Raw genomic sequence first — 25,166 nt, 5'->3', positions numbered from 1 at the left:
CGGTGTCCACACAGGAACGTGCCGCATGGCAGACGCTCGACTCGGGCCAGCTGCTGCTGATCGCCTCCGCCGGGCTCTTCGTCATCGTCGCGGTCACGCAGGTGGCCGCGGTCGGCCTGGTCCAGCCCGACATCGCGGTGATCTTCGGGGTGCTGATCGCCCTCGGTGAGCTGTTCCGCATGGTCATGCCCGGCAACCGCGAGGTGGCGCCCATCGCCACCTCGGGCGCGATCGGCTACGCACTCCTGGTCGGGGTCGGCCCCGAGGGCGCGGAGGTCGACCGGGAGCTCGGCGTGGTGCTGGCGACGCACTCGCCGCTGCAGGTGGTCGCCGTGACCGCCGTCGGCATGCTCGTCGGCTCGCTGCCGCACATCGCGGTCGGACGCTCCTCCGGGCTGGACGCGATGGCACGCCGGCTGTTCACCGTGGCCGTGGTGGCGCTGTGCTTCCGGCCGATCGTGACCGCCGGGCTCGACAGCACGCTGCTGTTCGCCATGATGGCCGTGGTCGCGGTCTTCGCCTGCTTCGCCGACGTCCTGGTCGCGGCGATGATCCGGGCCGAGGCGGTGCGGACCCGTTTCGGCATCGCGATGCGCGACGAGATCCGCGCCAAGATGGCGCTCTGCGCGGCCACCACCGCGACGGCCATGCTCGTCGCCGTCTCCACCACCGTGATGGGCCCGGTGGCGTTGCTGATCTTCACCGCGCCGATCCTGGTCACGCAGTTCGCCTTCCGCCGCTACGCCGGCGTGCGCGCCACGTACCTGCAGACCGTGCGCGCGCTGTCGCGCGTCACCGAGGTGGGCGGCTACGTCGAGGCCGGGCACTCCCGCCGGGTGTCCCGGTTCGCCGTGTCGATGGGCCGCGAGCTCGGCATGTGCGAGGAGGAGCTCCTCGAGCTGGAGTACGCGGCGCTCATGCACGACATCGGCCAGCTCTCGCTCGCCGACCCGATCCCCGGCGGTGCCACCGTGCTGGCCTCGCCGACCGAGCAGCGCCGCATCGCCGAGCTCGGCTCCGAGGTGATCAAGCAGACCGGCGTTCTCGATCGGGTGGCCCACATCGTTCACCTGTCGTCCCACCCGTACCGGACGGGCCACGGCGAGACCGGCAACGGCGCCGCCGCCCACGTCGAACGGCCGGTGCCGCCGCCGCTCGCCAGCCGCATCATCAAGGTCGCCAACGCCTACGACGACCTCGTCGGCGACTCCGGCGACCGTGACCGCGGCGCCGCCGTGCTCGAACGGCTCCGGCTCGACTCGGCCTCCGAGTACGACCCGACCGTGGTCGAGGCGCTCAGCCGTGTCGTGGATCGCTACGTCCGGCGCTGACCGGGTGTAGACCCGCGTTCGGGGGTATACGTTCCCGCGGACAAATCCACGAGTTGGTATTTGTCCATGGCATGGCCGGACTGGACGCCGCCGGGCCACTAGTCTCGGCCACGTCCAAGGTGTGCCGATGAAGGAGTTGTCCGCAGGTGTTCGAATCCGTGCTCGTGGCGAATCGCGGCGAGATCGCCAGCCGGATCATCCACACCGCGCGCAGGATGGGCGTCAAGGCCATCGCCGTGTACTCCCAGGCGGACGCCGACCTGCCGTTCGTCGCCGAGGCCGACGAGGCCATCCTCATCGGCCCGCCGCCGGCCGCCGCCAGCTATCTGGACGCCCCCGCGATCCTGGAGGCCGCGCGCCGTACCAACGCGCAGGCCGTGCATCCGGGATACGGCTTCCTCGCCGAGAGCGCCGAGTTCGCCCGCCGGGTGATCGACTCCGGTTTGATCTGGGTCGGCCCGTCGCCGCTGGCCATTGGCCGGATGGCCGACAAGATCAACGCACGCAACCTGATGAAGGAGGCCGGAGTCCCGGTCGCTCCCGGCACCTGGGAACCCGTCCCCGACCTCGGCACCGCCCTGGAGGAGGCCGAGCGCATCGGCTACCCCGTCATGGTCAAGGCCGCCGGCGGCGGAGGCGGCGTCGGCATGGGCGCCGCGTTCGACGAGACGGGGCTGCGCCAGGCCTACGAGACGGCACGGTCCCGGGCGGAGCGTTTCTTCGGCAGTCCGGACATCCTGATCGAGAAGTTCGTCGAACGGGCGCGGCACGTCGAGGTGCAGATCCTCGGGCTGGCCGACGGCACCGTGGTCCCGCTGGGGGAGCGCGACTGCTCGGTGCAGCGCCGCCACCAGAAGGTCGCCGAGGAGACGCCCTCCCCGGGCATCACTCCTGAGCTGCGCGAGCGCATGCTCGCTGCCGCGGTGCGCGCGGGTGAGGCGGTCGGCTACCGCGGCGCCGGGACGGTCGAGTGCCTGGTCGATCCGGCCACGCAGGACTTCTTCTTCCTGGAGATGAACACCCGGCTCCAGGTCGAGCACCCGATCACCGAGCTGGTCACCGGCCTTGACCTGGTCGAGCTGCAGTTCCGCGTCGCGGCCGGTGAACGGGTGACGATCGGGCCGGTCCGGCCGGACGGGCACGCGATCGAGTTCCGGGTGTACGCCGAGGACCCGCAGCGCTTCCTGCCCAACCCCGGAGAGATCAAGATCTGGGAGGAACCCGTCGGGCACGGGATCCGGATCGACGCCGGATACGCCGAGGGCAACACGGTCACCCCGTTCTACGATCCCCTGCTGGCCAAGCTGTGCGTGCACGGCACCGACCGGGCCGACGCGGTGCGGCGCGGACGCGCGGCGCTGGACGCCTTCCGGATCGAGGGGCTGGAGACCAACCTCCCGTTCCTCCTCGAGCTGCTGGACCGGCGCGAGTTCGTGGACGGGACGTACGACACTGGGCTGGTGGACCGGATGCGCGCGCCCTAGGACGCGGGTGCCATGTTCATCGACGGAGGGGATACTGTGCCGCTCGTGGAGAGTACGTACTGCGATCGCTGCGGCGAGCCCGCCCAGCAGGGTGACCACGGCTCGTGCCGCGCCGCCCGCCGGATGGAGCCGCCGCGCTACTGCGGCCGCTGCCGCCGCCGGATGATCGTCCAAGTGACGCCCACCGGCTGGAACGCCCGCTGCTCGGAGCACGGCGAGCTGGCGTCGACCTGATCGGCCGAGCCTCAGAGGGGCAGGACGTAGGCCATGAGGGGGAATCCCGGCGCTGGGGAGTAGTCCCGTTCCGGGGTGCGCGTGAAGCCCATCCGCTCGTACATGCGTTGGGCTGCTCGCATGCCCGGTTGGCTGGCCAGTCTGACGCGAGCGAGGCCTGCCGTACGGGCACGGTCCAGGCACGCGTGCACAAGAGCCTGTCCCACGCCCTTGCCGCGCGCACGTTCACCGACGGCCAGCATTCGGATCTCGGCTTCGTCGGGGTCTTGCGCCAGTTGGGCGTAGGGGCTGCCTGGAACGCAGTAGGCCACCGCACCGACGAGCTCGCCGGTGATCTCGGCCACCAGGAGCTCGCCCTTGACGGCGCGGTCAGCGGCGTTCCGCAGGACCGGAACATACGTGGAGGTGGGGGACACGAAACCACCGCCGACGTATGTCTCGACGGTGAGATCCCCTGCTTTGGCGTACTCGTCAGGCCTGGCCAGGCGGACGAGTACGGAGGGCTCAGACACCGGTGCCTCGCGGGTGGACGATCTCGGAGGCGGTGGCGATATCGACCAGGCGCGGGGCACCCGAGTCGAACGCGCGGCGCAGCGCGAGCCCGGTCTGGTCCGGGTGGGTGACAAGCGCGCCCGCGCCGTCGAGAGTGTGCAGCGCCTCGTCATGGCGGCACTGCGGCTGGCCGCTGTTCCCCACGATCATGACCACGGGCAGATTGTGCCTGACGAGGGTGACGGCGTCCATCAGCGAGAATCCGGCCGCACCGTTTCCGAGCATCAGCGCGACCTGCACCGACGGCCGCGCGCTCCACCGGGCCGCCGTAGAACCTGAACATCGTTTTGACGCCGTACCGCAGGACCACCGCGATCGCCGCGTCGCCACCGTGCCGAGGTTCCATGACGCACGCTGACAAGCGATCGATCACCGAAATAGGCCGTCAGGTGCGGGCTATGTCCTTGCAGGTGTGCTCATTGGGAAGCATGGGACGCAAGCGCACGGAGTAGGTCTTGCCTTGGCTCGCCCAGACGACGTTGCTTTGGGCGAGGTCTCTGGCAGTGACCGAGTCGAGATGGGTGAACACCGTGCAGATGCCTCTGGCTGCACGCTCGCCCTTGCCCAGCGGTGCGAGAGGCCACGGCTTGATGGTCTTGCCCGAGGATGTGGTCTCTCCGGCGAGGACGGCGACCTGGAGCGGCAGGTAGGGGCGGGGAGAGGCTTCCTGGTCGGCGGTGGGCCAGGCGTACGGCTGGAGACGTTTCCACATCCGCACGGCCGGGTCGGTGGCCTGGGATTCGGGTTGGCTGACCCTGGTCCGCGCCGAGCCCATGGTGATCTCCAGGATCTGGGCATCCGCGACATCCTCGGCGCCGGCCGTTCTGGAACGTTCGAGACCGGCTGCCCGGGCGTCGCGGAGCAGCCGCGTCAGCGCATCCGGTCTCAGCTGGAACTCCGCCAGGCTGTCGACCGGTGAATCGACGTCGCCTCTTCGCATCGCGTACGCGCGGCCGTCGGCGTACAGCGAGAACTCGGGGATGCTTCCCGGGCCGCCCAGACCGGCGAAACCGCCGGTCATCCGCCATTGCAGGAGCAACCGGTCGGACGGACCGGTCGACGGGGCCTCAGACGCCGGTGCGGACGTCCCGGGCGTCGGCGTCCAGGTGGAGCAGTCGGGGTCGGACAGGGCGCAGGCTTCCTCGTCGTCCCAGATCGAGCCGCAGCCGGTGAGGATCCCCACGCTGATCAGCATGGCTGCGATGCTCCGGCCGACCAGGCCTCCGGATGGAGCTGCCATGCGGCTTGGACGCGTGGCCGGGGCCGGGGGTTCCCCGCCGGTACAAAGTCTGCGCGTCCAAGACTGTGGGAATCAGCGAACCTTGAGTGCGTGACCGCACGCTAGTGTGCGGCTCGTGAGTGTGCTCGTGGTGACCGGAACCTGTACGGGTGTCGGCAAGACGATCGTCACCGCCGCGCTGGCCGCGCTGGCGGCGGCCCGGGGGACGCCGGTGGCCGTCGTGAAGCCCGGGCAGACCGGGGCGGGTCCCGGTGAGCCCGGCGACCTCGACGAGGTGCGGCGGCTCGCGGCCATCGATGACGTGCACGAGTTCGGGCGCTTCCCGGACCCGCTGTCGCCCGCGGCGGCCGCGCGGCGGGCGGGGATGCCGCCGATCAGCCTGCCCGAGGTCGTGGACCAGGTACGCGAGCTGTCGGAGTCCCGGCGGCTGGTGCTCGTCGAGGGTGCCGGTGGCCTGCTCGTCCGGTACGACGACGAGGGCGCGACGGTGGCGGATCTGGCGCGGTGGCTCGGCGCGGCCGTGGTCGTGGTCGTACGTCCCGGACTCGGGACCCTCAACCACACCGCGCTGACGCTGGAGGCCATGGCGCACCGCGGGATCCAGCTCGCCGGAGTCGTGATCGGGGAATGGCCCGACGAGCCCGACCTGGCCATGCGCAGCAACATCCAGGATCTGGAGACGATCGCCGCGCGGCCGCTCGCCGGGGCGATGCCCGAGGGCGCGGGCGACCTGGACGCCGCCGAGTTCCTGATCACCGCGCACCGGTCGCTGGCCCCGGCGTTCGGCGGCGCCTTCGACGCTGCTACCTTCCGCGATAGCTACGGCCTCACAAAGGAGAATCCGTGACCGACATCCTCGAGGTGGCTCGCCGCCAGGTGCTCGACGAGGGCAAGGGCCTGTCCGCCGCGCAGGCGCTGGAGTGTCTCAACCTTCCCGACGACCGGCTCGAGGAGTTGCTCGCCCTCGCCCACGAGGTCCGCATGCGCTGGTGCGGCCCGGAGGTGGAGGTCGAGGGGATCATCTCCCTCAAGACCGGCGGCTGCCCTGAGGACTGCCACTTCTGCTCCCAGTCAGGCCAGTTCACCTCCCCGGTCCGCGCCGTCTGGCTCAACATCCCCGAGCTCGTCGAAGCCGCCAAGGAGACCGCCAAGACGGGCGCGACGGAGTTCTGCATCGTCGCAGCCGTCCGGGGTCCGGACGAGCGCCTGATGAAGCAGGTCCGCGAGGGCATCAAGGCGATCAACGAGGCCGTCGAGATCAACATCGCCTGCTCGCTCGGCATGCTCACCCAGGCCCAGGTCGACGAGCTGACCGAGATGGGCGTGCACCGCTACAACCACAACCTGGAGACGGCCCGTTCCCACTTCTCCAACGTGGTCACCACGCACAGCTGGGAAGAGCGCTGGGATACCCTCCGCATGGTCAAGGAGGCCGGCATGGAGGTGTGCTGCGGCGGGATCATCGGCATGGGCGAGACCGTCGAGCAGCGTGCCGAGTTCGCCGGGCAGCTCGCCGAGCTGGAGCCGGACGAGGTTCCCCTCAACTTCCTCACCCCGCGCCCGGGCACCCCGTTCGAGAACTTCTCCCTGGTCGAGGGCAGCGAGGCCCTCAAGACCATCGCCACGTTCCGCCTCGCCCTGCCCCGCACGATCCTGCGCTACGCGGGCGGCCGTGAGCTCACCCTCGGCGACCTCGGCACCCGCGACGGCATGCTCGGCGGCATCAACGCCATGATCGTCGGCAACTACCTGACCACCCTCGGCCGCCCCGCCGAACAGGACCTGGAGCTCCTCACCGAACTCCAGATGCCCATCAAGGCCCTATCCCAGACCCTCTGACGGTTGCCACAGGTGTTGGGCGCCGACCCGGCGCCTAACACTCACGTCTGGTCCCTGGACGCCTCTCGCTCCGACGCATCCCGCTCACGACGGATCTCCTTGCGAAGGCGCTCGTTCTCTTCCCACGCCTCACGAATGGTTTTTACGACGAGCTCTCGGCGAGTCGGGCAGTGGTGGACGGGGCGCTCCATCGATGCAGACCTCGCCGGAGCACCACAGGTTGTAGGGAGTGTCGGGCAGCTCCATCTCGTAGGCCTGCCGGACGACGTACCAGCTCATTCGGCGGAATTCTCCTTGGTCTGTCGTACCTTCCAGGGCTTCCATCTGCTGGTGTCGATGCGGAGGTCGAACGGCTCCGGCAGGTGAATGGTTTCTCCGAATGCCCAGGACTCTTCGTGGAGGTAGGCGGCCGAACCTTGATCGGGGATGGTGTAGAGCGTCGTCCGCGCCGCCTTGGGTGAGCGATCGGCGAGCAGGTAATACGGCACTTCGGCCTTCGCGTAGTACGACCACTTGGTCAAGGGTCTGCCCGATGGACCGAACTCCGGGGGACGATCGTTGTCCGCGCCTTTTTTGGACGTGACCTCGACGACCAACTCCAGCTCATCTGGGGCGAACATGGACAGGTCTTCCTCACGGGCGTCGAGATAAGTTGCAGCATCCAAGACCACCAGATCAGGGATATAACCCTCGCCGGTACCGACCTGGTTTACCCAGGCGACCTGCATGGCTGTCCAAGCGAAGGCGTTATCGGCGTCCCGGGCGCGTGTGAAGGCGTCGGAGATGTCCTGGACGATGCCGCCATGAGGAATGCTGGGGGGCGGTGACACGACGATCCTGCCTCCGATGATCTCGACCCGATGCCCTTCGGGTGCGTGGACGAGATCGTCGAGCTCACCGCGTACCCACAGGTTGTAGGCGGTGTCAGGCAGGTCCATCAGGCCGATGTGTTCGGCAGTGGTATTCACGTCCGGTGACCCTTCGCTCACGATCTGCTCCGGTCATCGTAGGGATCGTGTGTTCAGAGCGTACCCAGAACGGATGGGCTGGTTGCTGTGTGTGACGAAAGTGCTGCTCAGTGACGTGTGATGGCGGTCGCCTTGGCCGGATACGGCCAGTGAAGAGTGCCGGGCGTGGCGTAACTGGGGAGAAATGGCTTCTTAACGCAGGTGACCTTTTAGCCGCGGCGGAGGCGTGTGATGAATTTGTAGCGGTCGCCGCGGTAGAGGGACTGGGCCCATTCGACGGGCTGGCCCGTGGAGTCGAAGGCGTGGCGCGAGAGCAGCAGCATGGGAAGGCCTACGTCGACGGCCAGGAGCTGGGCGTCGTGCGGGGTGGCCAGGACGGTCTCGATGGTCTCTTCGGCTTCGGCGAGGTGCACGTCGTAGGCGGTGGCGAGCGTCTCGTACAGGGAACGGTGGCGGGGCAGCTCGCGGCGGAGGCCGGGAAAACGGCGCGCCGGCAGGTGCGAGGTGTCGATCGACATGGCCTCGCCGTCGGCGAGGCGGAGCCGGTGAATGCGCAGGACACGGCCGCCGGGGCGGATGCCCAGGAGGGCGGCCAGGCGCTCGTCGGCGCTCACGTAGCCGATTTCCAGGATGCGGGTCTCCGGTTGGAGCCCGTGGTGGCGCATGTCCTCGGTGTAGCTGACCAGCTGGAGCTCCTGGGAGACCTTCGGTTTGGCGACGAAGGTCCCTTTGCCCTGGATGCGCTGGAGGCGGCCCTCGACGACCAGCTCCGCGAGGGCCTGGCGGACCGTGGTGCGGGAGGTCTCGTACTTCTCGGCGAGGGCGCGTTCGGGCGGCAGCGGGCTGCCCGGGGGGAGCTGCTGGATCAGCTCGACCAGCAGTTCCTTGAGCTTGTAGTACTTGGGGATGCGCGGGGCGGGCGCCGAGTGGCGGTGGCGTCCCAGGTCACTCATGGGCAGGTCGTTCATGGGAGCGGCGTCGAATCCGGGGCCCGGACGGGGCCCACCCCTGACCTCCGTCACGGACTCTCCTCACGTTCACCAGCGGTTGTCCCCGATGTTACGTGTGAAGACTACGGCCGGTAGAGCCCGAGACCGCCGTCAGGGCCGCCCGGAGGGTTGTGAGGTCGGCCTCGGCCACCGACGCGCGGGCGGTGAGGCGCAGGCACGCCCTGCCCTTGGGGACCGAGGGCGGCCGGAAGCAGCCCACGCGCGCGCCGTGCTCGGCGCAGATCTCGGCGGCGCGGAGAGCGACGTGGGGCTCGCCGAGGAAGACCGGGACGACGGCGGCGGCCGGGGTTGCGGTTTCGAGGTCGAGGTCTGCGGCGATCTCGGCCATGCGGCGGGCCACCGAACGGGCACGGGCGGGCAGGCCGGGGTCGGTCTCGATGGCGTCCAGGGCGGCGAGGGCGGCACCGGCGGCGGGCGGGTTCAGGCCGGTGTCGAAGATGAACGCCCGGCCGGTGTCGACCAGCGTGTCGATCAACTCGGGGGCGGCGAGGACCGCGCCGCCCTGGGCGGCCAGGGACTTCGACAGCGTGAGGGTGAGGACGACGTCGGGCTCGGCGGTCAGGCCCGCGGCGTGAGCGGCGCCGCGGCCGTGCTCGCCGACGACCCCGAGGGCGTGCGCCTCGTCGATCACCAGGAGGGCGCCGTGCGCGCGGGTGACCCGGTGGAGGGCGGCCAGGGGCGCGAGGTCGCCGTCCACGGAGAACACGGCGTCGGTGACCACGAGGGCGTGTTCTTCGTCGCGGTCGGCCAGGGCCTGCTCGACGGCGGCGACGTCCCGGTGCGGGGTGACGACGACACGGGCGCGGGAGAGGCGGCAGGCATCGACGATGGACGCGTGGTTGATCTGGTCGGAGATCACGAGGGTGCCCGCGCCGGACAGTCCCGCCACCGCGCCGAGGTTCGCCAGATAGCCGGAGGAGAACGTCAGGCCCGCCGGGCTGCCGGTGAACGCGGCGAGCCGGCGGTCGAGCTCGGCGTGCAGTTCGGTGGTGCCGGTGACCAGCCGTGATCCGGTGGAGCCCGTTCCCCACTGGCGGGCGGCCGCGACCGCGCCCTCGATCAGCCGGGGATCCCGAGACAGGCCCAGATAGTCGTTGGAGGCCAGATCGATGAGGCCGTCATGGTCGGCGGTACGGGGACGCAGGCGACGGCGCAGCCCCGCCTCGTCGCGGCGTTCCGTGGCGGCCCGGAACCTGGCCAGGGGGTCCTGTCCTACGGTCATGCCCCCGCATCCTGCCAGGTGGGCGGGGCCGGGCAGCCAGGGGGATGCGCGATGATGGAGCGGTGCCCACCTTGACCGATCTGGTACGCGATCACACCGACCTCAACGAGACCGACCTGGAGTGGCTGCACGCCCTCGTGTCGGACTGGCAGCTGCTGGCCGACCTGTCGTTCGCGGACCTTCTGCTGTGGGTCCCGCTGCGTTCGGCGGAGGCCCTGCCCGCCGAGAGCGCGCCGAGGTCCCGCCCGCGCCCGGCCGCCGCCGGGCAGGGGGCCGTGCCCGGCTGGGTGGCGGTCGCCCAGATGCGCCCGACGACGGGCCCGACCGCCTACCCCGAGGACCTGGTCGGCAAGATCGTGCGGACCGGGCGCCGCGGCCTGATCGACGTGGCCTGGCGGGAACGGCGCATCGTGCGCGAGGGAGACCCCGAATGGGGCAGCGGCATCCCGGTCAGGGAGGAGTCGATCCCGGTCCGCCGGGGGGCCAAGCTGCTCGGCGTCATCCAGCGCAGCACCAACCTCAGCTCCGCCCGGACGCCCAGCCGCCTGGAGCTCACCTATCTCCAGAGCGCCAGCGACCTCGCCCAGATGATCTCCGAGGGCCGGTTCCCGGTGCCGGGGGAGGAGCCCAACCTGGTCCGCTCGCCCCGGGTGGGTGACGGGCTGGTCCGGCTCGACCGGACGGGCCGGGTGACCTACGCCAGCCCGAACGCGCAGTCGGCGTACCGGCGCCTCGGCCTGCAGGCCGACCTCGTCGGCGAGTCCCTCGGGGAGGTGACGGCCGAGCTGTGCGACACCGGCGAGCCGCTTGAGGAGGCGCTGACCGCGCTCCTCAGCGGCCGGGCGCCGCGCGAGGTCGAGGTCGAGTCGAACGGGTCGATCATGCAGCTGCGGACCATCCCGCTCGTGGTCGGGGGCGCCCGGATAGGCGCCGTCGTGCTGGTCCGCGACGTCACCGAGCTCCGCTGGCGCGACCGGGAGCTGATGACCAAGGACGCCACCATCCGGGAGATCCACCACCGGGTGAAGAACAACCTGCAGACCGTGGCCGCACTGCTGCGCCTGCAGGCCCGCCGGCTCCGCATCCCCGAGGGCCGGGCCGCGCTGGACGAGGCGGTGCGCCGCGTCGGCTCGATCGCCATCGTGCACGAGACGCTCTCGCTCACCCCGGACGAGCTGATCGACTTCGACGACATCGCCGATCGCGTGATCACCATGGCGGGCGAGGTCTCCACGCCCGAGACCCGGGTCGTCCCCAAGCGCACCGGCAGTTTCGGCGTGCTGCCCGCCGAGATCGCCACGCCGCTCGCCATGGCGCTCACCGAACTCCTGCAGAACGCGCTGGAGCACGGCCTGCCCGCTCACCGCGACGGCACCCTGGAGGTCGTCGCGCACCGTTCCGACGAACACCCTTCGGACAAACTCCGTTCCGACGAGGAGGAGCGGCGGCTCGTCGTCACCGTGGCGGACGACGGCGTGGGGCTGCCCGCCGACTTCGACGTGGAGAGCAGCAACAGCCTCGGCCTGCAGATCGTCCGCACGCTCATCGTGGGCGAGCTCAGCGGCACCCTGGACTTCCGCCGCCGCCCCGGCGGCGGCACCGAAGTGATCGTCGACGTCCCCCTGAACCACAGCAACCGTCCAGGCGGCCCGCCGGCCCGCTGAGACACCGCGGTGAAGGTGGGGCAGGCGCTGCGGTGCGGCCGGGACGGACATGACAAACGCCCGTGGCTTGGCCACGGGCGTTTGCGGAGCCCTGGTCGGCGCTTGCTGCTCTCCGGCTGGGGGGTTCGGAGGCTGCGCCGGGTACGCCCGGCGTGGCCGGGCGGCGGGTGTTCGCGAAGTGTGAAGCTAGAGGTTGGCGTTGGCGCGAGCCCGGGCGCGGGCGTTGCGGCGCTTGAGGGCGCGGCGCTCGTCCTCGCCCATGCCGCCCCAGACGCCGGAGTCCTGGCCGGACTCGATGGCCCAGCGGAGGCAGGCGTCGGTGACGTCGCAGCGGCGGCATACCTGCTTGGCCTCTTCGATCTGTAGGATCGCAGGCCCGGTGTTGCCGATCGGAAAGAACAGCTCGGGGTCCACGTCACGGCAGGCTGCGCGGTGGCGCCAGTCCATGCGGTCCACTCCTTCGTCAGCGTGGAGATGCTCCACTTGTGAACGGTTTCACATGTCGCGAACACCCCATACCGCAAAGGTTTGTGTGCAGGGGTGATTTGGTTACGGCGCTGCGATCAGGCGGCTGACGACATTGGGCCGCTGTCGGCTGGCGCACTTTGAGCGTGTCAGGGCCCCGCAGCCAGACGCAAGACCTTTGAGAAACGTTTCTCAAAGTATGGGTGTCGGATGTGTCACATCAGTGAGTCGGGCTTGTTGCCTTGTCGTTAACAGGCCCCATGATCAGCCTCATATGACAATGCGTATCGCCTTGGGCACCGAACGGAACGTGATGCTCTCCTGCTCACCAAGGTAGTCGCCGTCGAGCTGAAAGGCCACGGGACGCTCCGCGCGCAGTGTGAGTTCCGCCGCGTCGTGAACGTTGAGCGTTTCCCTTCCCTGCACCGGGCGGTTACCGCCCAGCAACATCTGGCCGACGGCTCCCAGCATCGGGAGGACGTCCATGGATTGCATTCCGAAGACGTCCAGGCCGCGGTTGAAGTTAGCGCGGGGGCTGAGATTCAGCGCACGGGGACCCATGAAAGTCCATGGCGACGTGTTGGACACGAACGCGAAAAACAAACCGGATTTGGCGGGCCGCCCGGGCCGCTCCAGGGTGAGCGCCGGACGCGTGCGATCGGTGCCTGTGAAAAAGTGCCGGAGCGCGGTCCGCACGTAGAGGGAGGGGTCGGCCTTCGCCCCCGCCACCCGGCGCCGTTCGACCTCGCGGACGACCTCCGCGTCCAGCCCCACTCCGGCGCAGAACGTGAAGTATCGCTCTGCTTCGTCGGCGAAGCGGGCGGTGCCCAGGCCCACACTGCGGTGCCGCCCGGCGCGAAGGGCTTCGAGCACGGTGCGCGTCGCGGCGATGGGGTCGTTCGGCAGGCCCAGCGCGCGGGCGAAGACGTTGGCGCTGCCGCAAGGCAGGACCGCCAGGGCCGGGAGGTCGGGGGAGGGGCCCTCGGCCAGGAGTCCGTTGACCGCCTCGTTCACCGTGCCGTCACCGCCCACGGTCACCAGGATGTCGTAGCCCTCCTCGGCCGACTGCCGGGCGAGCTCGGTCGCGTGACCACGGTGTCCCGTCTCGGCGATGTACAGGTCGAGGTCGCCGGAGACGGCCCGCACGAGGAGGTCGCGGGCCCGCCGGGAGGTGGAGGTCGCCTTGGGGTTGGCGATGAGCATGGCGCGCACGGGCGCAAGGGTATCCATCGCGCCCAGTGCTCAGGCGCCGGTAGGGTTTCAGGTTGTGTCCAAGCGCCCCATGACCGCGAACGCCGCCGCCGCCCTTGAGGCCGCGGAGGGCGTCGCCGCCCTCGGATTCGGCCTCTACGTCGGGGTCGAGACCCTGCTCGGGGAGCCGCACGACCCGGCGACCGCGATCGGCGTGACCACGCTGGCGCTGGCCGGGGGCGCGGGAATGCTGGCGTGCGCGCGCGGCCTGTTGCGCGCCGAGCCCTGGAGCCGCGCGCCCACGGTGCTCACGCAGCTGTTCGCGCTGCCCATCGCCTGGTCGCTGTGGCAGAGCGAGCAATATCTCATCGGTGTTCCGCTCGGCGTGGTCGCCGTCCTCGCTCTTGTCGCGGTGCTCGCTCCGCCCAGCACGGCCTGGCTCGTCCAGGACGAGAGCGACGACGGCGACAACGGCGATGACGACGACGCCGGTGGCGATGACGGTGATGGCGCGGGCGGCACCGGGAGCGCGGACGAGCGTCCCCGCTCCGATGCCTGACACTTGATCACTCGTCGGCGGTGAGCCCGTCGCGCAGCTGGGCCAGGGTGCGGGCGAGCAGCCGCGACACGTGCATCTGGGAGATGCCGAGCTCGGCGGCGATCTGCGACTGGGTCATGTTGCCGAAGAACCGCAGCAGAAGGATCTTCTTCTCGCGCGCGGGCAGCTTCTCCAGCAGCGGCTTGAGGGACTCGCGGTACTCCACGCCCTCCAGCGACTCGTCGATCATGCCGAGCGAGTCGGCCACCGCCGGGGCGTCCTCGTCGCCGGAGTCGGGGGCGTCGAGCGACACGGTGGAGTAGGCGTTGGCCGACTCCAGGCCCTCGAGCACCTCCTCCTCGCTCATCTGCAGGTGCGCCGCGAGCTCGCTGACCGTCGGTGCGCGCCCCTCGCGCTGGGCGAGGTCGCTGATCGCCTTGGTCAGCGACAGCTTGAGCTCCTGGAGCCGCCGCGGGACACGGACGGCCCAGCCCTTGTCGCGGAAGTGCCGCTTGATCTCGCCGACGATCGTGGGCGTGGCGTACGTGGAGAACTCCACCCCGCGCCCCAGGTCGAACCGGTCGATCGACTTGATCAGGCCGATCGTCGCGACCTGGATCAGGTCGTCCAGCCATTCGCCGCGGTTGCGGAAGCGGCGGGCGAGATATTCGACCAGCGGCAGGTGCAGCTCCACCAGCTGGTCGCGGATGCGCTGGCGCTCGGGGTCGCCCTCGGGCAGCTCGGCGAGCCGCTCGAACAGTGCCCTGGCCCGGGCGCGGTCCGGAACCGCGCTGTCGGAGCGCTCGTCGCCGGTGCTGCCGGCCACCGTCGTCTTTTCCGTCACGGGGCCCCCGCCGCGCCGCGGCGCTTCTGCAACGTCACGGTCACCCGGTCGTCAGCACCCACGCGGGAGTCGACCTCTCCGGCCAGCGAGGAGAGAACGGTCCAGGCGAAGGTGTCGCGGCTGGGTTCCCTGCCTTCGACGGTCAGCACCGACACCGAGATCCGCATGGCGTCTCCGGTCAGTTCGAACTCGCATGTCAGGTCGGTCCCGGGGACCGCCTGGGCGAGCAGCATCGCACACGCTTCATCGATGGCGATGCGCAGGTCCTCGATCTCGTCCAGCGTGAAGTCCAGCCTGGCCGCGAGGCCCGCCGTGGCGGTTCTCAGGACGGACAGGTAGGCACTGGCGGCGGGCAACTTCACCGTCACCACGTCGCGCAGGGACAACTTCGTACTGGCCGGCATCGCAGCGGTTTCCTCGGTCACGTCACTCCCTAACTGGGATAGTCCCGCTGCTTCGAAACTACCGCGTGCGGAGCCCCGGGCGAGACTTCGGCGCGCGTGGCTTTCCCACGGATTCGCGGACCGACACGGTTGTTCTCGCTTCAAACGTGACAACCTCGAGGAAATGATCACGTTGGATCGTGCCGGTCTATTGACTAGATGACTTGTTCTCTAGATATGTTGCGGCCATGGATCTCATGGATAAGTTCGACACGGACGGTTACGCGATCTTCCGGAACGTGCTCGACGCGGAACTGATCGCCGAGGCCGACCAGCATGTCCGCTGGCTGCAGGAGCGGTACCCCGGACGCAGCGGCGAGGACCTGTCCACCGAGCTCGTCGCCCGCGACCCGTTCTGGGTCCGGCTGGTCTCCGACGACAGGCTGCTGGACATCGCCGAGAAGTTCATCGGCCCCGACATCGCGCTGTTCGCCTCGCACTACATCGCCAAGCCGCCGCACACGGGCAAGGCGGTGCTCTGGCACCAGGACGGCGCGTTCTGGCCCCTGGATCCGATGAACGTCGTCACGCTCTGGCTCGCCGTGGACCGCTCGACCCCCGAGAACGGCTGCCTGCGCGTCATCCCCGGCACCCACCGGGAGGAACTGCACGCCGTTAGGGAACGCGAAGGCGACGGCGCCGTCTTCAACGTGGAGAGCGACGTGACCGTGGACGAGTCGAAGGCGGTCGACATGGTCCTCGACCCCGGCGACGTGGAGGTCCACCACCCGTCGATCATGCACGGCAGCAACGCCAACACCTCGCCCCACCGGCGCTGCGGCCTGACCATCCGCTACATCCCCACCTCGACCCGGATCACCGCCGAGCCGCAGCCGTTCCCGAGCGCCCTCCACCTGCGCGGAAATCCCGGCGTCAATACCTACCAGCCGAAGCCGCGCTACATCGAGGGAGAACACTTCCCCTTCGCCGACGCCCCCGCCTGGGCCTAGGCGGGGAGGAGGGCGCCGGGGTGGCCGATGACTTCGGCGGCCAGCCGCGCTCCGGCTTCGGCGGCGGGACGTGGGGCGGTGCCGGCGAGGCGGGCGGCAAGGTAGGCACCGTTGAACGCGTCTCCTGCGGAGGTGGTGTCGACGACCGTTGCTTCGGGGACGGCGGGAATCGGCTCGGCCGAACGTTCGTCGGCGATGACGCAGCCCCGCTCGCCGAGCTTGACCACGATTTCGCGGACGCCGGCTTCCCGCAGGCGGGTGATGCAGGCGTCCGCGTTGGTGTCGCCGTGGAGGAGGCGGTCGTCGTCCAGGCTCGGGAGCGCGATGTCGGTGTGCGCGAGGACGGTGTCGGCGGCGTCGGCGGCGGCGCGGGGCGACGACCAGCCGCTGGGGCGGTAGTTGCCGTCGTACGCGACGCGGCCGCCGCGCCGGCGGGTCTCGGCGAGGACGTCGACGAGGCGGGCGCGGGCGGCCGGGGTCATGATCGAGAGGGTGATGCCGGACAGGTAGACGAGGTCGTGGGAGGCGATCGCCTCGTCGATCTCGGCGGGCTGGCCGGCGCCGAACAGCTCGCGGGCGGCCGATCCGCGCCGGTAGTGCTGGAATGTGCGTTCGCCACGAGCGTCGGTCCGGATCAGGTACAGCCCGGCCTTCCCGCCGGGGAGGGTGCGCGTGTACGTGTCGTGCACACCGTACGCGCGCCAGTGCTCGCGCATGGCCAGGCTGTACGGGTCGTCTCCGGTGACCGAGACGAATTGGACGTCGACCGCGCCGGGCTCTGCGCTGCGCACGAGGTAGGCGGCCGTGTTGAAGACATCTCCGGCGTAGCCCAGCGCGAGCCGGTCCGCCGACAGATGCCGAAGCTCGATCATGCACTCACCGATCAGGGCCACACGGGTCGTCATGCGCAGCACGATACATCTAGACAACAAGTCATCTAATGACCAAACTTCTAGCTCCATGGAATCGTGATCGACGAGACCCGTGAGGTGCACGTGCGGAAACCCACCCCCCGCGACAGAAGTAGACACAACGGACGGTTCGGCCTCGTTGCCGGTGTCCTGACCCTCGCCCTGTCCACGACCGCGTTCGTTCCGGCGAACGCGGCACCGCCCAAGCCGAGCCAGGCGTCCGCCGCCCAACCGCGGACGGCTGCGGCGGCTGCGGCGGCGCCCCTCGTCTGCGACGGCGCACGGATGCCGGCTTTCGCCGGATCGCAGCCGGACGCCGAGCTCAACGGGCTCTTCACCAGGTACGCGACCGACAACAGGCGGGTCGACGACTGGACGGGCGCTGACGGCACCTACTCGACGACGCTGCCCGACGGCCGGCTCGCCTTCGTCTTCTCCGACACCTTCCTCGGCAAGGTGAACAAGGACGGCTCGCGGTCACCGGTGATCGAGGAGGGCGGCACCACGCCGTTCCTCAACAACACGTTCGTGGTCAAGGACGGCAAGAAGCTGACCACCGTCACCGGCGGCACCAAGAGCGCTCCCAAGGCGATCATGCCGCCGCGTGACAAGAAGCACTGGTACTGGGCCGGGGACGCCATCACCGCAGGCGGCAAGGTCCAGGCCACCTACCAGGAGTACGAGCGTTTCGGCCCCGGCCTCTGGGACTGGCGCTGGCACCGGAACGTGCTCGCGCAGTTCTCGCCCAAGCGCCTCTCCAAGCCCACCAGCGTGACCCCGCTGCCCTCCAGCAAGGGCATCTCCTGGGCGTCCTGGCTGGAACGCTCAGGCCGCACGATCTATATCTACGGCGTCGAGGACAAGGGCACCAGCAAGTACATGCACCTCGCCCGTGTCCGGGGCGACAGCTTGAAGAGCCGCTGGGAGTTCTACACGGGCAAGGGCTGGTCGAAGCGCGAGGCCGACTCGGTCCGCGTGATGGACGGCGTCGCCAACGAGTACAGCGTCAGCAGGCTGGGCCGCGGATACGTGCTCATCACCCAGGACACGACCGAGATCTTCAGCACCAAGATCGTGGCGTACTACTCCTGCTCGCCGCAGGGCCCGTTCACCGGTAAGACGACCGTCTACACCACACCCGAGACCGGGCTGACCGGCACCTACAAGAACGCCAACGTCTTCACCTACAACGCCCATGCGCACCCCGAGCTCAGCTCCAAGGGCCGCATCGTGGTGTCGTACAACGTCAACAGCCTGAAGAACACCGACCACTACAAGGACAGCAGCATCTACCGCCCTCGTTTCGTCGACGTGAGGTTCCGCTGACCGATGAGTCACCGACGTCACCGCCCGGCCCGCAACTGGGGTGCCCGGCTGCACGAGATCATCTGGTTCGGCCTGCGCGCCGTGGTGCTGGAGAACGAACTGCTGCGGGTCACCGTGCTGGCGGACAAGGGCGGTGACGTCGCCGAGTTCTGCTACAAGCGGCGGGACATGGACTTCGTGTGGCTGGCGCCGGACGGGATCCGCAACCCCCGCGACGTGGCGGGCGGCGCCTCCGACGACGTGGCGGCCTTCCTCGACCACTACGAGGGCGGCTGGCAGGAGGTGCTGCCCAACGGCGGCCTGCCGAGCACCTACCGGGGTGCGGCGCTCGCGCAGCACGGCGAGGTGGCCGGGCTGCCCTGGGACGTGGAGATCGTGACCGACGACCCGGGCGAGATCGCGGTGCGGCTGAGCGTGCGCGCCCGGCGGATGCCGCTGCGCGTGACCAAGACGTTCCGGCTGGTCTCCGGGCGGCCCGAGCTCCTCATCGACGAGGAGCTGACGAACGAGTCCGGGGTGGAGCTGGAGGTCATGTGGGGCCACCACATCGTCTTCGGCGCCCCGTTCCTGCTTCCCGGGCACCGCATCCGGCTGCCGGCGGAGGTCGAGGCCGATCCCGTGGTCGCCGAGAAGGAGCTGACCGTGGTCCCCGACTACGGCCGGCCGAGCGACATCCACTACCTCACCGGCTTCGGGCCGGACGGCTGGTACGAGATCACCGATCCGGTGGACGGGCTCGGGCTCCGGGTCGGCTGGGACGCGACCGTGCTGCGGCACCTCTGGGTGTGGCGCGAGCTGGGCGCATCCCGAGAGCATCCCTGGTGGGGACGGGCCTACGTGGTCGGTCTGGAGCCGTTCGCCGGTCACCCGACCGAGGGGCTGGCCGAGGCGGTGCGGAACGGATCGGCCCTCACGCTGCGGCCGCACGAGACCAGGCCGCTGTGGCTGCGCGCGAGCGTCCTTGAGGAGCGGAATTGAACGGCGGGGCACTGAGCGGTGGGGCATTGAGCGGAGGGCCATTGAGCGGGGAGTTCGGCGGCAAGGTCGCCGTCGTGACGGGAGGTTCGCTCGGGATCGGCCGGGCGGTCGTCGAACGGCTGGCCGCAGGCGGTGCCGCGGTGGTCTTCTGCGGGCTGGACGAGGAGTCGGTCCGCGCGGCCGAGACACAGCTCCGGGACAAGGAACATGACGTCACCGGGGTCGTCGCCGATGTCACCGACGCCGCGCAGATGAACGGCCTCGTCGGCCTGGCGGTCGAACGCCACGGCGGGCTCGACACGGTGGTGACCTGCGCCGGCATCCAGCGGTACGGCACCGTGGAGGACACCACCGAGGAGCTCTGGGACGAGGTGCTCGGCGTCAACCTCAAGGGCGTCTTCCTCGTCTGCAGGGCGGCCGTCCCCGAGCTGCGGCGGCGCCGCGGCGGGACGATCGTCACGATGTCGTCGGTCCAGGCCTTCGCCTCCCAGGACCGGGTCGCCGCGTACACCGCGAGCAAGTCGGCCATCAACGGGCTCACCCGCGCGATGGCCCTGGATCACGCAGCCGACGGCATCAGGGCGAACGTGGTGTGCCCCGGCTCCGTGGACACCCCGATGCTGCGTTGGGCCGCGGACCTGTTCCGCGGCGACACGAGCCAGGACGACCAGGTCGCCGAGTGGGGCCGCGCCCATCCGCTCGGCCGGGTCGCGCGGGCCGAGGAGGTCGCCGAGCTGGTGGCGTTCCTCGCCGGGCCGCGCTCGTCGTTCATCACCGGGGCCGAGCACCGCGTCGACGGCGGCCTGCTCGCCCGCAACCCCGCAGCGCTGCCGGAGGTCTGATGCCCAGCACCCGAGTGTTCTTCGACGGACTGTTCACCAGCCCGCGGCTGGACCATCCCGAGGGCGTCGCCGTGCACCCGGTGGACGGCAGCGTCTGGTGCGGCGGCGAGGCCGGGCAGATCTTCCGCATCGACCCGGCGGGCACGAGGATCGAGCAGATCGCGACCACCAACGGTTTCGTGCTCGGCATCGCGTTCGACCCGACCGCCTCCTCTCTGTTCATCTGCGACATCGTCCATCCCGGGGTGTTCCGGCTCGACCTGGCCACGGGCAAGGTGGAGCTGTTCGCCGACGGGGCGGGCGGCCATCGGTTCCGCAACCCCAACTACGCGGTGTTCGACTCTCAGAGCCGGATGTACGTCTCTGACAGCCGCCAGCTGGACGAGCCGGGACCCGCGGTGTTCCGGTACGGGCTGGACGGGTCCGGCGAGGTCTGGGACGAACGCCCGATGGCGTTCGCGAACGGGCTCGCGCTCGCGCCGGACGAGTCCTCTCTCTATGTCGTCGAGTCGTTCATGCCCGGCGTCACCCGCGTGGAGATCCGCGCGGACGGCAGCGTGGGGCAGCGGAGCACCGTCGTCGAGCTGCCCGGCACCGTCCCCGACGGGATCGCCTTCGGCCCCGACGGCCTCCTCTACGTCGCCTGCTACGAGCCCAGCAAGGTGCTGCGCGTGCGTACGGACAGCGAGGTCGAAGTCGTCTCCCACGACCCCACCGCCCACCTTCTCTGCCACCCGACCAACCTGGCGTTCAAGGGGACCACGGCGTACGTGGCGAACCTCGGCCGCTGGCACATCAGCGCGATCGACCTCTAGATCGCCCCTACTAGATCTCCTTTTCACCCCCCACAAGGAGTTTTCGCATGCGTTCCCTGTCCCTGCACGCTGCCCGAACGACCGTGGCCTCCGCGCTCCTGGCCACCGTCTTCCTCGCCCCGCCCGCCTCCGCCTCCGCCGCTGCCGCCGCCCCGGTGTGCAACGGCAGCACCGCGCCGACCTTCGGCACGGCCTCCCCGTACACCTCGCTCAACAATGCGTTCACCACGTACGGCAACAGCAACGCCCGGCTCGACGACTGGACGGGTGCCGACAGCACGTACTCGGTGAAACTGCCGGACGGCCGGACGGTCTTCGGCTTCTCCGACACCTTCCTCGGCGAGGTGAACGACGGCCGGCGGCCGCTGACGATCGCGGACGGCGGCACCACCCCGTTCCCCAACAACACCTTCGTCGTGCGGTCCACCAGCGGTGCGATGACCACCGCGCACGGCGGCACGGTGGCCAACCCGACCGCGCTGCTGCCTCCGCGCGCCCCCTCGCACGTCTACTGGGCCGCCGACATGACCATGAACGGCGGCGAGTTGCAGCAGCCTTACCGGGAGTACTGGATCAGGGGCGCCTGGGACGTCAAGTTCACGAAGAACGTGCTCGCCCGCTTCTCGACGAGCAACCTCAACCAGCCGGTCTCCGTGACGGACCTGCCGTCCAGCCGGCAGATCATGTGGGGCTCGGCGCTCCTCAAGGACGGCGGCTACACCTACATCTACGGCACCGAGGACCTCGGCACCGCCGGCAAGCACCTCTACATCGCCCGGGTCTCCGGCACCGACCTGCGCGGCACGTGGACCTACCTCACCTCGAGCGGCGACTTCGACTCCACGTCGGAGGCGGCCGCGGTGAGGGTGCTGAGCGGAGTGTCGAACGAGTTCAGCGTGTCCAAGCGCGGCAACTTCTACATCCTGCTGACCCAGGACACCAAGGACGCCTTCAGCACCGAGATCGACACCTATCTGTCCTGCTCGCCCGCCGGGCCGTTCACCGACGAGAAGACGGTCTACCGGACGCCCGAGACCGGCGCCGGCAACCCGAACATCTACACCTACAACGCCCACGCCCACGCCTCGATGACGACCTCGAACAACATCGTCGTGTCGTACAACGTCAACAGCCTCGACACCACCGAGGGCACGGAGAACGACAACTACAAGAACGTCAGCATCTACCGGCCGCGCTTCATCAACCTCCCGGTCAGCGGCTGAAGGAAGAGAGTCTGATGGATCCCGAGCTGACCGGCGCCCTCGCCGGCATGCCGTACGTGAGCTTGGCCGACCCGGCCAGGGCACGGGAGGCCATGCGCGCGCTCGTCGAGGCGTTGTCGGAGCCGGTGTCCGACGCCCGGGTCGAGGTCGGGGATCGCGAGATCCCCGGCCCGGCCGGGGTGCCGGTGCCCGTCCGGATCTACCGGCCGAGGGAACAGCGAGGGCCGGTGTCGGCGCTGGTCTACTTCCACGGCGGCGGATTCGTCACCGGTGACCTGGAGAACGAGCACGTGCGCTGCCTGGACTTCGCCGGTGAGGTGGGCATCGTGGTCGTCTCCGTGGACTACCGGCTCGCGCCCGAGCATCCGTTCCCGGCGGCGTTCGACGACGGTTACGCGGCGACGGTATGGGTGCGCGAGAACGCGGCGGAGCTCGGCGTCGACCCGGATCGCATCGGTGTCGGCGGCGGCAGCGCGGGTGGCGGCCTGGCCGCCGGGATCGCGCTGCGCGCCCGGGACGAGGACGGGCCGCCGCTGGCGTTCCAGTTCCTCCTCTATCCCGTGCTGGACGACCGGATGGACACGCCCTCGATGCGGACCTTCGTCGAGCCGCCGCTGTTCAACCGGGGCGACGTCGGCCACATGTGGCGGCACTACCTCGGCCCGCACCACGGCCGGGCGCCCGTCTACGCGGCTCCGGCGCGCGCCGGGGACCTGTCCGGGCTGCCGGCCGCGTACATGCTCGTCGCGGAGGGCGATCCGCTGCGCGATGAGGACCTGGCGTACGCCCTGCGGCTCATCCAGGCCGGCGTGCCGACCGAACTGCATCACGTGCCGCACGTCTACCACGGCTTCGACGGCGTGCTCTCGGCCGCGGTCGCGCGCGAGGCTCTCGCAGGTCAGCGCGCGGCCCTGCGCCGCGGTTTCGATCTCGCGAACGCTGGACACCGGAGTACATCAAGTGATTAGATGACTTAACTTCTTCAGCGAACGAGGTAGTCGATGGCTCAGGATGTGGCCCGGCCCAGTCTCTCCGACGCGCTCACCGAGCGCGTCCTGGAGCTGATCCGGTCAGGCGGGCTCCGCCCCGGCGACCGGCTGCCCTCGGCCCGGGAGTTGTCCGAGCGCTTCGCCGTGACCACCCCGACGCTGCGCGAGGCGCTGCGCCGGCTGGAGGCCACCGGCGCGGTCCAGATGCGGCACGGCTCGGGCATCTACGTGGGGGCCGACCTCGAACGGGTCGTCATCCCCAATCCCAACTTCCGCGAGCTCCAGAGCGACCAGCTGCTGCAACTGCTGGACGCGCGGCTGCTCATCGAACCCCCGGTGGCGGCGATGGCCGCCCGCCGGGCCGACCCCTCCGATCTCGCCACCCTGCGGACGGTCCTCGACCAGGCGGGCTGCCACCTCGACGGTGCGGACGCCGAACTGGACAAGGCCAACATGTCGTTCCACCGGGCGACGGCCAAGGCCGCCGGCAACGAGGTGCTGAGCGAGGTCATCGACTCGCTGCTCTCGGTGCACGCCGCCGAACAGCGGGAGATACTGCGCATCTTCGATGACCGGGCCCGCGACCACGACGAGCACCGGGCGATCCTCGGCGCCATCGAGGCGGGCGACGCGGAGCGCGCCGAGGAGCTCATGCGCTCCCACTTGCTGGACGTGAAGAGCGTCATCGAAGCCAGACTCGCCTGACGTGACACCCCGTTCCACCTGACACCCCGTTCCACCCTGGCCGTCCGCCCGCGCAGGGCCGGCGGCTCCACAGCCGACCCCTCTGTTCACCGACTCCTGGCACCCCACCCACAACTAGGAGGCCCCATGATGCCGTCGATGCGTCTGCGGGTGACCGCGCTCGCCACGGGCGCGGCGATGCTCGCCCTCGCGAGCTGCTCGTCCGGCAACGATTCCGGCGGGTCCAAGTCCGAGCTCAAGCTGTACAACGACAAGGGAGCCTGGTCGCAGTTCTTCGACCAGATGGGGGCCCAGTCGAAGACCGAGATCGGGCTCGGGATGAAGCCGGTGGGCTACACCGACGAGCCCACCTACACCGCGTTCATCAAGGCCTCGTTCCGGACCAAGGTCAAGCCGGACCTGTTCACCTGGTCCACCGGCGGCCGGCTGACCGAGATCGTCAAGCAGAAGCAGGTCGCCGACACCACCGACATCTGGCAGGCGGCGATCAAGAGCGGTGACCTGTCCGCCGATCTGGCGAAGTACTACACGATCGACGGCAAGCAGTACTGCGTCCCGCTGAACACCGCCTACTGGGGCATGTTCTACAACAAGAAGATGTTCGCGAAGTACAAGCTCAAGCCCCCGGCCACGTGGGCGGAGCTGGAGAACCTCGCGCGCACGCTGAAGTCCAAGGGCGAGACGCCGTTCAACCACACCACGCCCACCTCGCTGTTCTCGTTCGTGTGGTTCGAGCAGCTGCTCGTCGGCACCAACCCGGACCTGTACGAGAAGCTCGGCACCGGCCAGGCGTCCTACACCGACCCGGGCGTCGTGGACGTCATGAAGCGGTGGAAGACGATGATCGACGCCGGCTGGTTCAGCAACCCCGGCGACAAGGCCGACCCGGCCGACCACTTCAAGAGCGGCAAGGCCGCGATGGTCTCCTCGGGCACCTGGTTCAACACCAGCATGACCCAGCGGCAGCTCAAGCTCGGCGAGGACTACGGGTTCTTCTTCATCCCCAACGTCAACCCCTCGCTGCCCAAGACGTCGCTCGTCTTCGAGAGCGGGCCGCTGTGCTCGCTCACCAAGGCACCGGACCCCGCGGCCAGCACCAAGTTCCTGAAGTGGTGGGTCACCCCCGCCGCCCAGGAGAAGTGGGCCAACTCGCGCGGCGACGTCTCCGGCAACCCGCGGGTGAAGATCGCCCAGCCCGAGCTCAGCAAGATCACGAAAGAGGCGGCCGGTGGCGAGTACCGGCTGATGCAGCGGTACTTCGAGGCTGCCCCCGCCCCGGTGCTCACCGCCGCGCTCGACGGCCTCAGCGGCTTCACGGTCAAGCCCGACACCTACATGAAGGTGCTGGAAACGATCCAGAAGGCCAACGAGCAGTACTGGAAGACCCAGGGAAACTGACGCT

The 25,166-nt window shown here is 69.7% G+C and carries 28 protein-coding genes; 16 read left to right on the top strand and 12 right to left on the bottom strand.

The window, feature by feature from the left end:
* Positions 1-2 precede the first annotated feature (2 nt).
* From F8566_RS35055 to bsaP, 3 genes are all read left to right on the top strand, one after another.
* Positions 3-1,331: an HD-GYP domain-containing protein gene (locus F8566_RS35055; RefSeq protein ID WP_151566159.1), complete on the top strand. Its 1,329-nt coding sequence runs from the start codon at positions 3-5 to the stop codon at positions 1,329-1,331.
* 146 nt (positions 1,332-1,477) lie between these two features.
* Positions 1,478-2,815, top strand: a complete 1,338-nt coding sequence (locus tag F8566_RS35050; protein WP_151566158.1) for an acetyl-CoA carboxylase biotin carboxylase subunit — start codon at positions 1,478-1,480, stop codon at positions 2,813-2,815.
* A 45-nt stretch (positions 2,816-2,860) separates the two neighbouring features.
* Positions 2,861-3,049: a biotin synthase auxiliary protein BsaP gene (bsaP, locus tag F8566_RS35045; protein ID WP_225993782.1), complete on the top strand. Its 189-nt coding sequence runs from the start codon at positions 2,861-2,863 to the stop codon at positions 3,047-3,049.
* Between the two features lie 11 nt (positions 3,050-3,060).
* Here bsaP and F8566_RS35040 read toward each other — a convergent pair whose 3' ends face one another.
* The 3 genes from F8566_RS35040 to F8566_RS35030 are packed head-to-tail and all read right to left on the bottom strand — an operon-like array spanning position 3,061 to position 4,796.
* Positions 3,061-3,561, bottom strand: a complete 501-nt coding sequence (locus tag F8566_RS35040) for a GNAT family N-acetyltransferase (protein ID WP_151566156.1) — start codon at positions 3,559-3,561, stop codon at positions 3,061-3,063.
* Positions 3,554-3,931 (bottom strand): thiamine pyrophosphate-dependent enzyme, encoded by a 378-nt coding sequence (locus tag F8566_RS35035; protein WP_318836458.1) that lies wholly within the window; start codon positions 3,929-3,931, stop codon positions 3,554-3,556. Before F8566_RS35035 ends, F8566_RS35040 begins: the two co-directional genes overlap by 8 nt.
* Positions 3,932-3,986: 55 nt before the next feature.
* The gene (locus tag F8566_RS35030) at positions 3,987-4,796 is read right to left on the bottom strand and encodes a hypothetical protein (protein ID WP_151566154.1); all 810 of its coding nucleotides are present in this window, start codon (positions 4,794-4,796) and stop codon (positions 3,987-3,989) included.
* Between the two features lie 160 nt (positions 4,797-4,956).
* Between F8566_RS35030 and bioD the strand changes: the two genes are divergently transcribed.
* Together bioD and bioB are read left to right on the top strand one after the other, a co-directional pair.
* Entirely contained in the window at positions 4,957-5,688 is a 732-nt protein-coding gene (gene bioD, locus F8566_RS35025; RefSeq protein WP_151566153.1) for a dethiobiotin synthase, read from the top strand.
* Positions 5,685-6,680, top strand: coding sequence for a biotin synthase BioB (bioB, locus tag F8566_RS35020; protein ID WP_151566152.1), 996 nt, complete (start codon positions 5,685-5,687; stop codon positions 6,678-6,680). The genes bioD and bioB overlap by 4 nt, the downstream gene beginning before the upstream one ends.
* Before the next feature lie 129 nt (positions 6,681-6,809).
* On the opposite strand, the gene F8566_RS50330 is transcribed toward bioB, so the two are convergent.
* The 4 genes from F8566_RS50330 to F8566_RS35005 all read right to left on the bottom strand — a co-directional run bounded on the left by F8566_RS50330 (position 6,810) and on the right by F8566_RS35005 (position 9,880).
* Positions 6,810-6,959 carry a hypothetical protein gene (locus F8566_RS50330; RefSeq protein ID WP_192810023.1) on the bottom strand — a complete coding sequence of 50 codons (150 nt, stop codon included), beginning with the start codon at positions 6,957-6,959 and terminating at the stop codon, positions 6,810-6,812.
* Entirely contained in the window at positions 6,956-7,669 is a 714-nt protein-coding gene (locus tag F8566_RS35015) for a Uma2 family endonuclease (RefSeq protein WP_151566151.1), read from the bottom strand. Before F8566_RS35015 ends, F8566_RS50330 begins: the two co-directional genes overlap by 4 nt.
* 188 nt (positions 7,670-7,857) lie before the next feature.
* Complete coding sequence (locus F8566_RS35010) at positions 7,858-8,616, bottom strand: GntR family transcriptional regulator (protein WP_151566277.1); 759 nt, start codon at positions 8,614-8,616, stop codon at positions 7,858-7,860.
* Between the two features lie 91 nt (positions 8,617-8,707).
* Positions 8,708-9,880 carry an 8-amino-7-oxononanoate synthase gene (locus F8566_RS35005; protein ID WP_151566150.1) on the bottom strand — a complete coding sequence of 391 codons (1,173 nt, stop codon included), beginning with the start codon at positions 9,878-9,880 and terminating at the stop codon, positions 8,708-8,710.
* 62 nt (positions 9,881-9,942) lie between these two features.
* Here F8566_RS35005 and F8566_RS35000 point away from each other — a divergent pair, with 62 nt between their 5' ends.
* The gene (locus F8566_RS35000) at positions 9,943-11,544 is read left to right on the top strand and encodes a sensor histidine kinase (RefSeq protein ID WP_151566149.1); all 1,602 of its coding nucleotides are present in this window, start codon (positions 9,943-9,945) and stop codon (positions 11,542-11,544) included.
* A gap of 186 nt (positions 11,545-11,730) precedes the next feature.
* On the opposite strand, the gene F8566_RS34995 is transcribed toward F8566_RS35000, so the two are convergent.
* A complete protein-coding gene (locus F8566_RS34995) occupies positions 11,731-11,991 on the bottom strand; it encodes a WhiB family transcriptional regulator (RefSeq protein ID WP_151566148.1) in 261 nt (86 codons plus the stop codon).
* Between the two features lie 288 nt (positions 11,992-12,279).
* A complete protein-coding gene (locus F8566_RS34990) occupies positions 12,280-13,212 on the bottom strand; it encodes a diacylglycerol/lipid kinase family protein (protein ID WP_318836459.1) in 933 nt (310 codons plus the stop codon).
* Between the two features lie 64 nt (positions 13,213-13,276).
* Here F8566_RS34990 and F8566_RS34985 point away from each other — a divergent pair, with 64 nt between their 5' ends.
* Positions 13,277-13,759, top strand: a complete 483-nt coding sequence (locus tag F8566_RS34985; RefSeq protein WP_192810022.1) for a hypothetical protein — start codon at positions 13,277-13,279, stop codon at positions 13,757-13,759.
* A gap of 7 nt (positions 13,760-13,766) precedes the next feature.
* Here F8566_RS34985 and F8566_RS34980 read toward each other — a convergent pair whose 3' ends face one another.
* A complete protein-coding gene (locus F8566_RS34980) occupies positions 13,767-14,582 on the bottom strand; it encodes an RNA polymerase sigma factor SigF (RefSeq protein WP_192810021.1) in 816 nt (271 codons plus the stop codon).
* Positions 14,579-15,007: an ATP-binding protein gene (locus F8566_RS34975; protein ID WP_151566146.1), complete on the bottom strand. Its 429-nt coding sequence runs from the start codon at positions 15,005-15,007 to the stop codon at positions 14,579-14,581. The genes F8566_RS34980 and F8566_RS34975 overlap by 4 nt, the downstream gene beginning before the upstream one ends.
* Positions 15,008-15,213: 206 nt before the next feature.
* Here F8566_RS34975 and F8566_RS34970 point away from each other — a divergent pair, with 206 nt between their 5' ends.
* Complete coding sequence (locus F8566_RS34970) at positions 15,214-15,975, top strand: phytanoyl-CoA dioxygenase family protein (protein ID WP_151566145.1); 762 nt, start codon at positions 15,214-15,216, stop codon at positions 15,973-15,975.
* On the opposite strand, the gene F8566_RS34965 is transcribed toward F8566_RS34970, so the two are convergent.
* Entirely contained in the window at positions 15,972-16,880 is a 909-nt protein-coding gene (locus F8566_RS34965) for a sugar kinase (RefSeq protein WP_151566144.1), read from the bottom strand. The two genes, F8566_RS34970 and F8566_RS34965, sit on opposite strands and share 4 nt — an antisense overlap.
* A gap of 63 nt (positions 16,881-16,943) precedes the next feature.
* Between F8566_RS34965 and F8566_RS34960 the strand changes: the two genes are divergently transcribed.
* The 8 genes from F8566_RS34960 to F8566_RS34925 all read left to right on the top strand — a co-directional run bounded on the left by F8566_RS34960 (position 16,944) and on the right by F8566_RS34925 (position 25,162).
* Positions 16,944-18,212, top strand: coding sequence for a DUF4185 domain-containing protein (locus F8566_RS34960; protein WP_225993781.1), 1,269 nt, complete (start codon positions 16,944-16,946; stop codon positions 18,210-18,212).
* Between the two features lie 3 nt (positions 18,213-18,215).
* Positions 18,216-19,190, top strand: a complete 975-nt coding sequence (locus tag F8566_RS34955) for a DUF4432 family protein (RefSeq protein WP_151566143.1) — start codon at positions 18,216-18,218, stop codon at positions 19,188-19,190.
* A gap of 41 nt (positions 19,191-19,231) precedes the next feature.
* Positions 19,232-20,032, top strand: coding sequence for an SDR family NAD(P)-dependent oxidoreductase (locus tag F8566_RS34950; RefSeq protein WP_151566142.1), 801 nt, complete (start codon positions 19,232-19,234; stop codon positions 20,030-20,032).
* The gene (locus tag F8566_RS34945; RefSeq protein ID WP_151566141.1) at positions 20,032-20,847 is read left to right on the top strand and encodes an SMP-30/gluconolactonase/LRE family protein; all 816 of its coding nucleotides are present in this window, start codon (positions 20,032-20,034) and stop codon (positions 20,845-20,847) included. Before F8566_RS34950 ends, F8566_RS34945 begins: the two co-directional genes overlap by 1 nt.
* Positions 20,848-20,894: 47 nt before the next feature.
* Positions 20,895-22,070 (top strand): DUF5005 domain-containing protein, encoded by a 1,176-nt coding sequence (locus F8566_RS34940; RefSeq protein ID WP_151566140.1) that lies wholly within the window; start codon positions 20,895-20,897, stop codon positions 22,068-22,070.
* 14 nt (positions 22,071-22,084) lie between these two features.
* Positions 22,085-23,038: an alpha/beta hydrolase gene (locus F8566_RS34935; protein ID WP_151566139.1), complete on the top strand. Its 954-nt coding sequence runs from the start codon at positions 22,085-22,087 to the stop codon at positions 23,036-23,038.
* A gap of 33 nt (positions 23,039-23,071) precedes the next feature.
* A complete protein-coding gene (locus tag F8566_RS34930) occupies positions 23,072-23,764 on the top strand; it encodes a FadR/GntR family transcriptional regulator (protein ID WP_151566138.1) in 693 nt (230 codons plus the stop codon).
* Between the two features lie 138 nt (positions 23,765-23,902).
* A complete protein-coding gene (locus tag F8566_RS34925; protein ID WP_225993780.1) occupies positions 23,903-25,162 on the top strand; it encodes an ABC transporter substrate-binding protein in 1,260 nt (419 codons plus the stop codon).
* Positions 25,163-25,166 lie beyond the last annotated feature (4 nt).

The organism is Actinomadura rudentiformis, assembly GCF_008923185.1.
Taxonomy (GTDB): domain Bacteria; phylum Actinomycetota; class Actinomycetes; order Streptosporangiales; family Streptosporangiaceae; genus Spirillospora; species Spirillospora rudentiformis.
Note: the sequence above shows the minus strand (reverse complement) of the source record. Positions and strands in the feature narration are given on the sequence as shown.

Bases quoted from the DNA above. Each gene is read 5' to 3' on its own strand.
- F8566_RS35030 (WP_151566154.1), bottom strand. From the start codon at position 4,796: ATGCTGATCAGCGTGGGGATCCTCACCGGCTGCGGCTCGATCTGGGAC.
- F8566_RS50330 (WP_192810023.1), bottom strand. From the start codon at position 6,959: ATGAGCTGGTACGTCGTCCGGCAGGCCTACGAGATGGAGCTGCCCGAC.
- F8566_RS35010 (WP_151566277.1), bottom strand. From the start codon at position 8,616: ATGAACGACCTGCCCATGAGTGACCTGGGACGCCACCGCCACTCGGCG.
- F8566_RS35005 (WP_151566150.1), bottom strand. From the start codon at position 9,880: ATGACCGTAGGACAGGACCCCCTGGCCAGGTTCCGGGCCGCCACGGAA.
- F8566_RS34995 (WP_151566148.1), bottom strand. From the start codon at position 11,991: ATGGACTGGCGCCACCGCGCAGCCTGCCGTGACGTGGACCCCGAGCTG.
- F8566_RS34990 (WP_318836459.1), bottom strand. From the start codon at position 13,212: ATGCTCATCGCCAACCCCAAGGCGACCTCCACCTCCCGGCGGGCCCGC.
- F8566_RS34970 (WP_151566145.1), top strand. From the start codon at position 15,214: ATGGATCTCATGGATAAGTTCGACACGGACGGTTACGCGATCTTCCGG.
- F8566_RS34965 (WP_151566144.1), bottom strand. From the start codon at position 16,880: ATGACGACCCGTGTGGCCCTGATCGGTGAGTGCATGATCGAGCTTCGG.
- F8566_RS34955 (WP_151566143.1), top strand. From the start codon at position 18,216: ATGAGTCACCGACGTCACCGCCCGGCCCGCAACTGGGGTGCCCGGCTG.
- F8566_RS34945 (WP_151566141.1), top strand. From the start codon at position 20,032: ATGCCCAGCACCCGAGTGTTCTTCGACGGACTGTTCACCAGCCCGCGG.
- F8566_RS34940 (WP_151566140.1), top strand. From the start codon at position 20,895: ATGCGTTCCCTGTCCCTGCACGCTGCCCGAACGACCGTGGCCTCCGCG.
- F8566_RS34935 (WP_151566139.1), top strand. From the start codon at position 22,085: ATGGATCCCGAGCTGACCGGCGCCCTCGCCGGCATGCCGTACGTGAGC.
- F8566_RS34930 (WP_151566138.1), top strand. From the start codon at position 23,072: ATGGCTCAGGATGTGGCCCGGCCCAGTCTCTCCGACGCGCTCACCGAG.
- F8566_RS34925 (WP_225993780.1), top strand. From the start codon at position 23,903: ATGCGTCTGCGGGTGACCGCGCTCGCCACGGGCGCGGCGATGCTCGCC.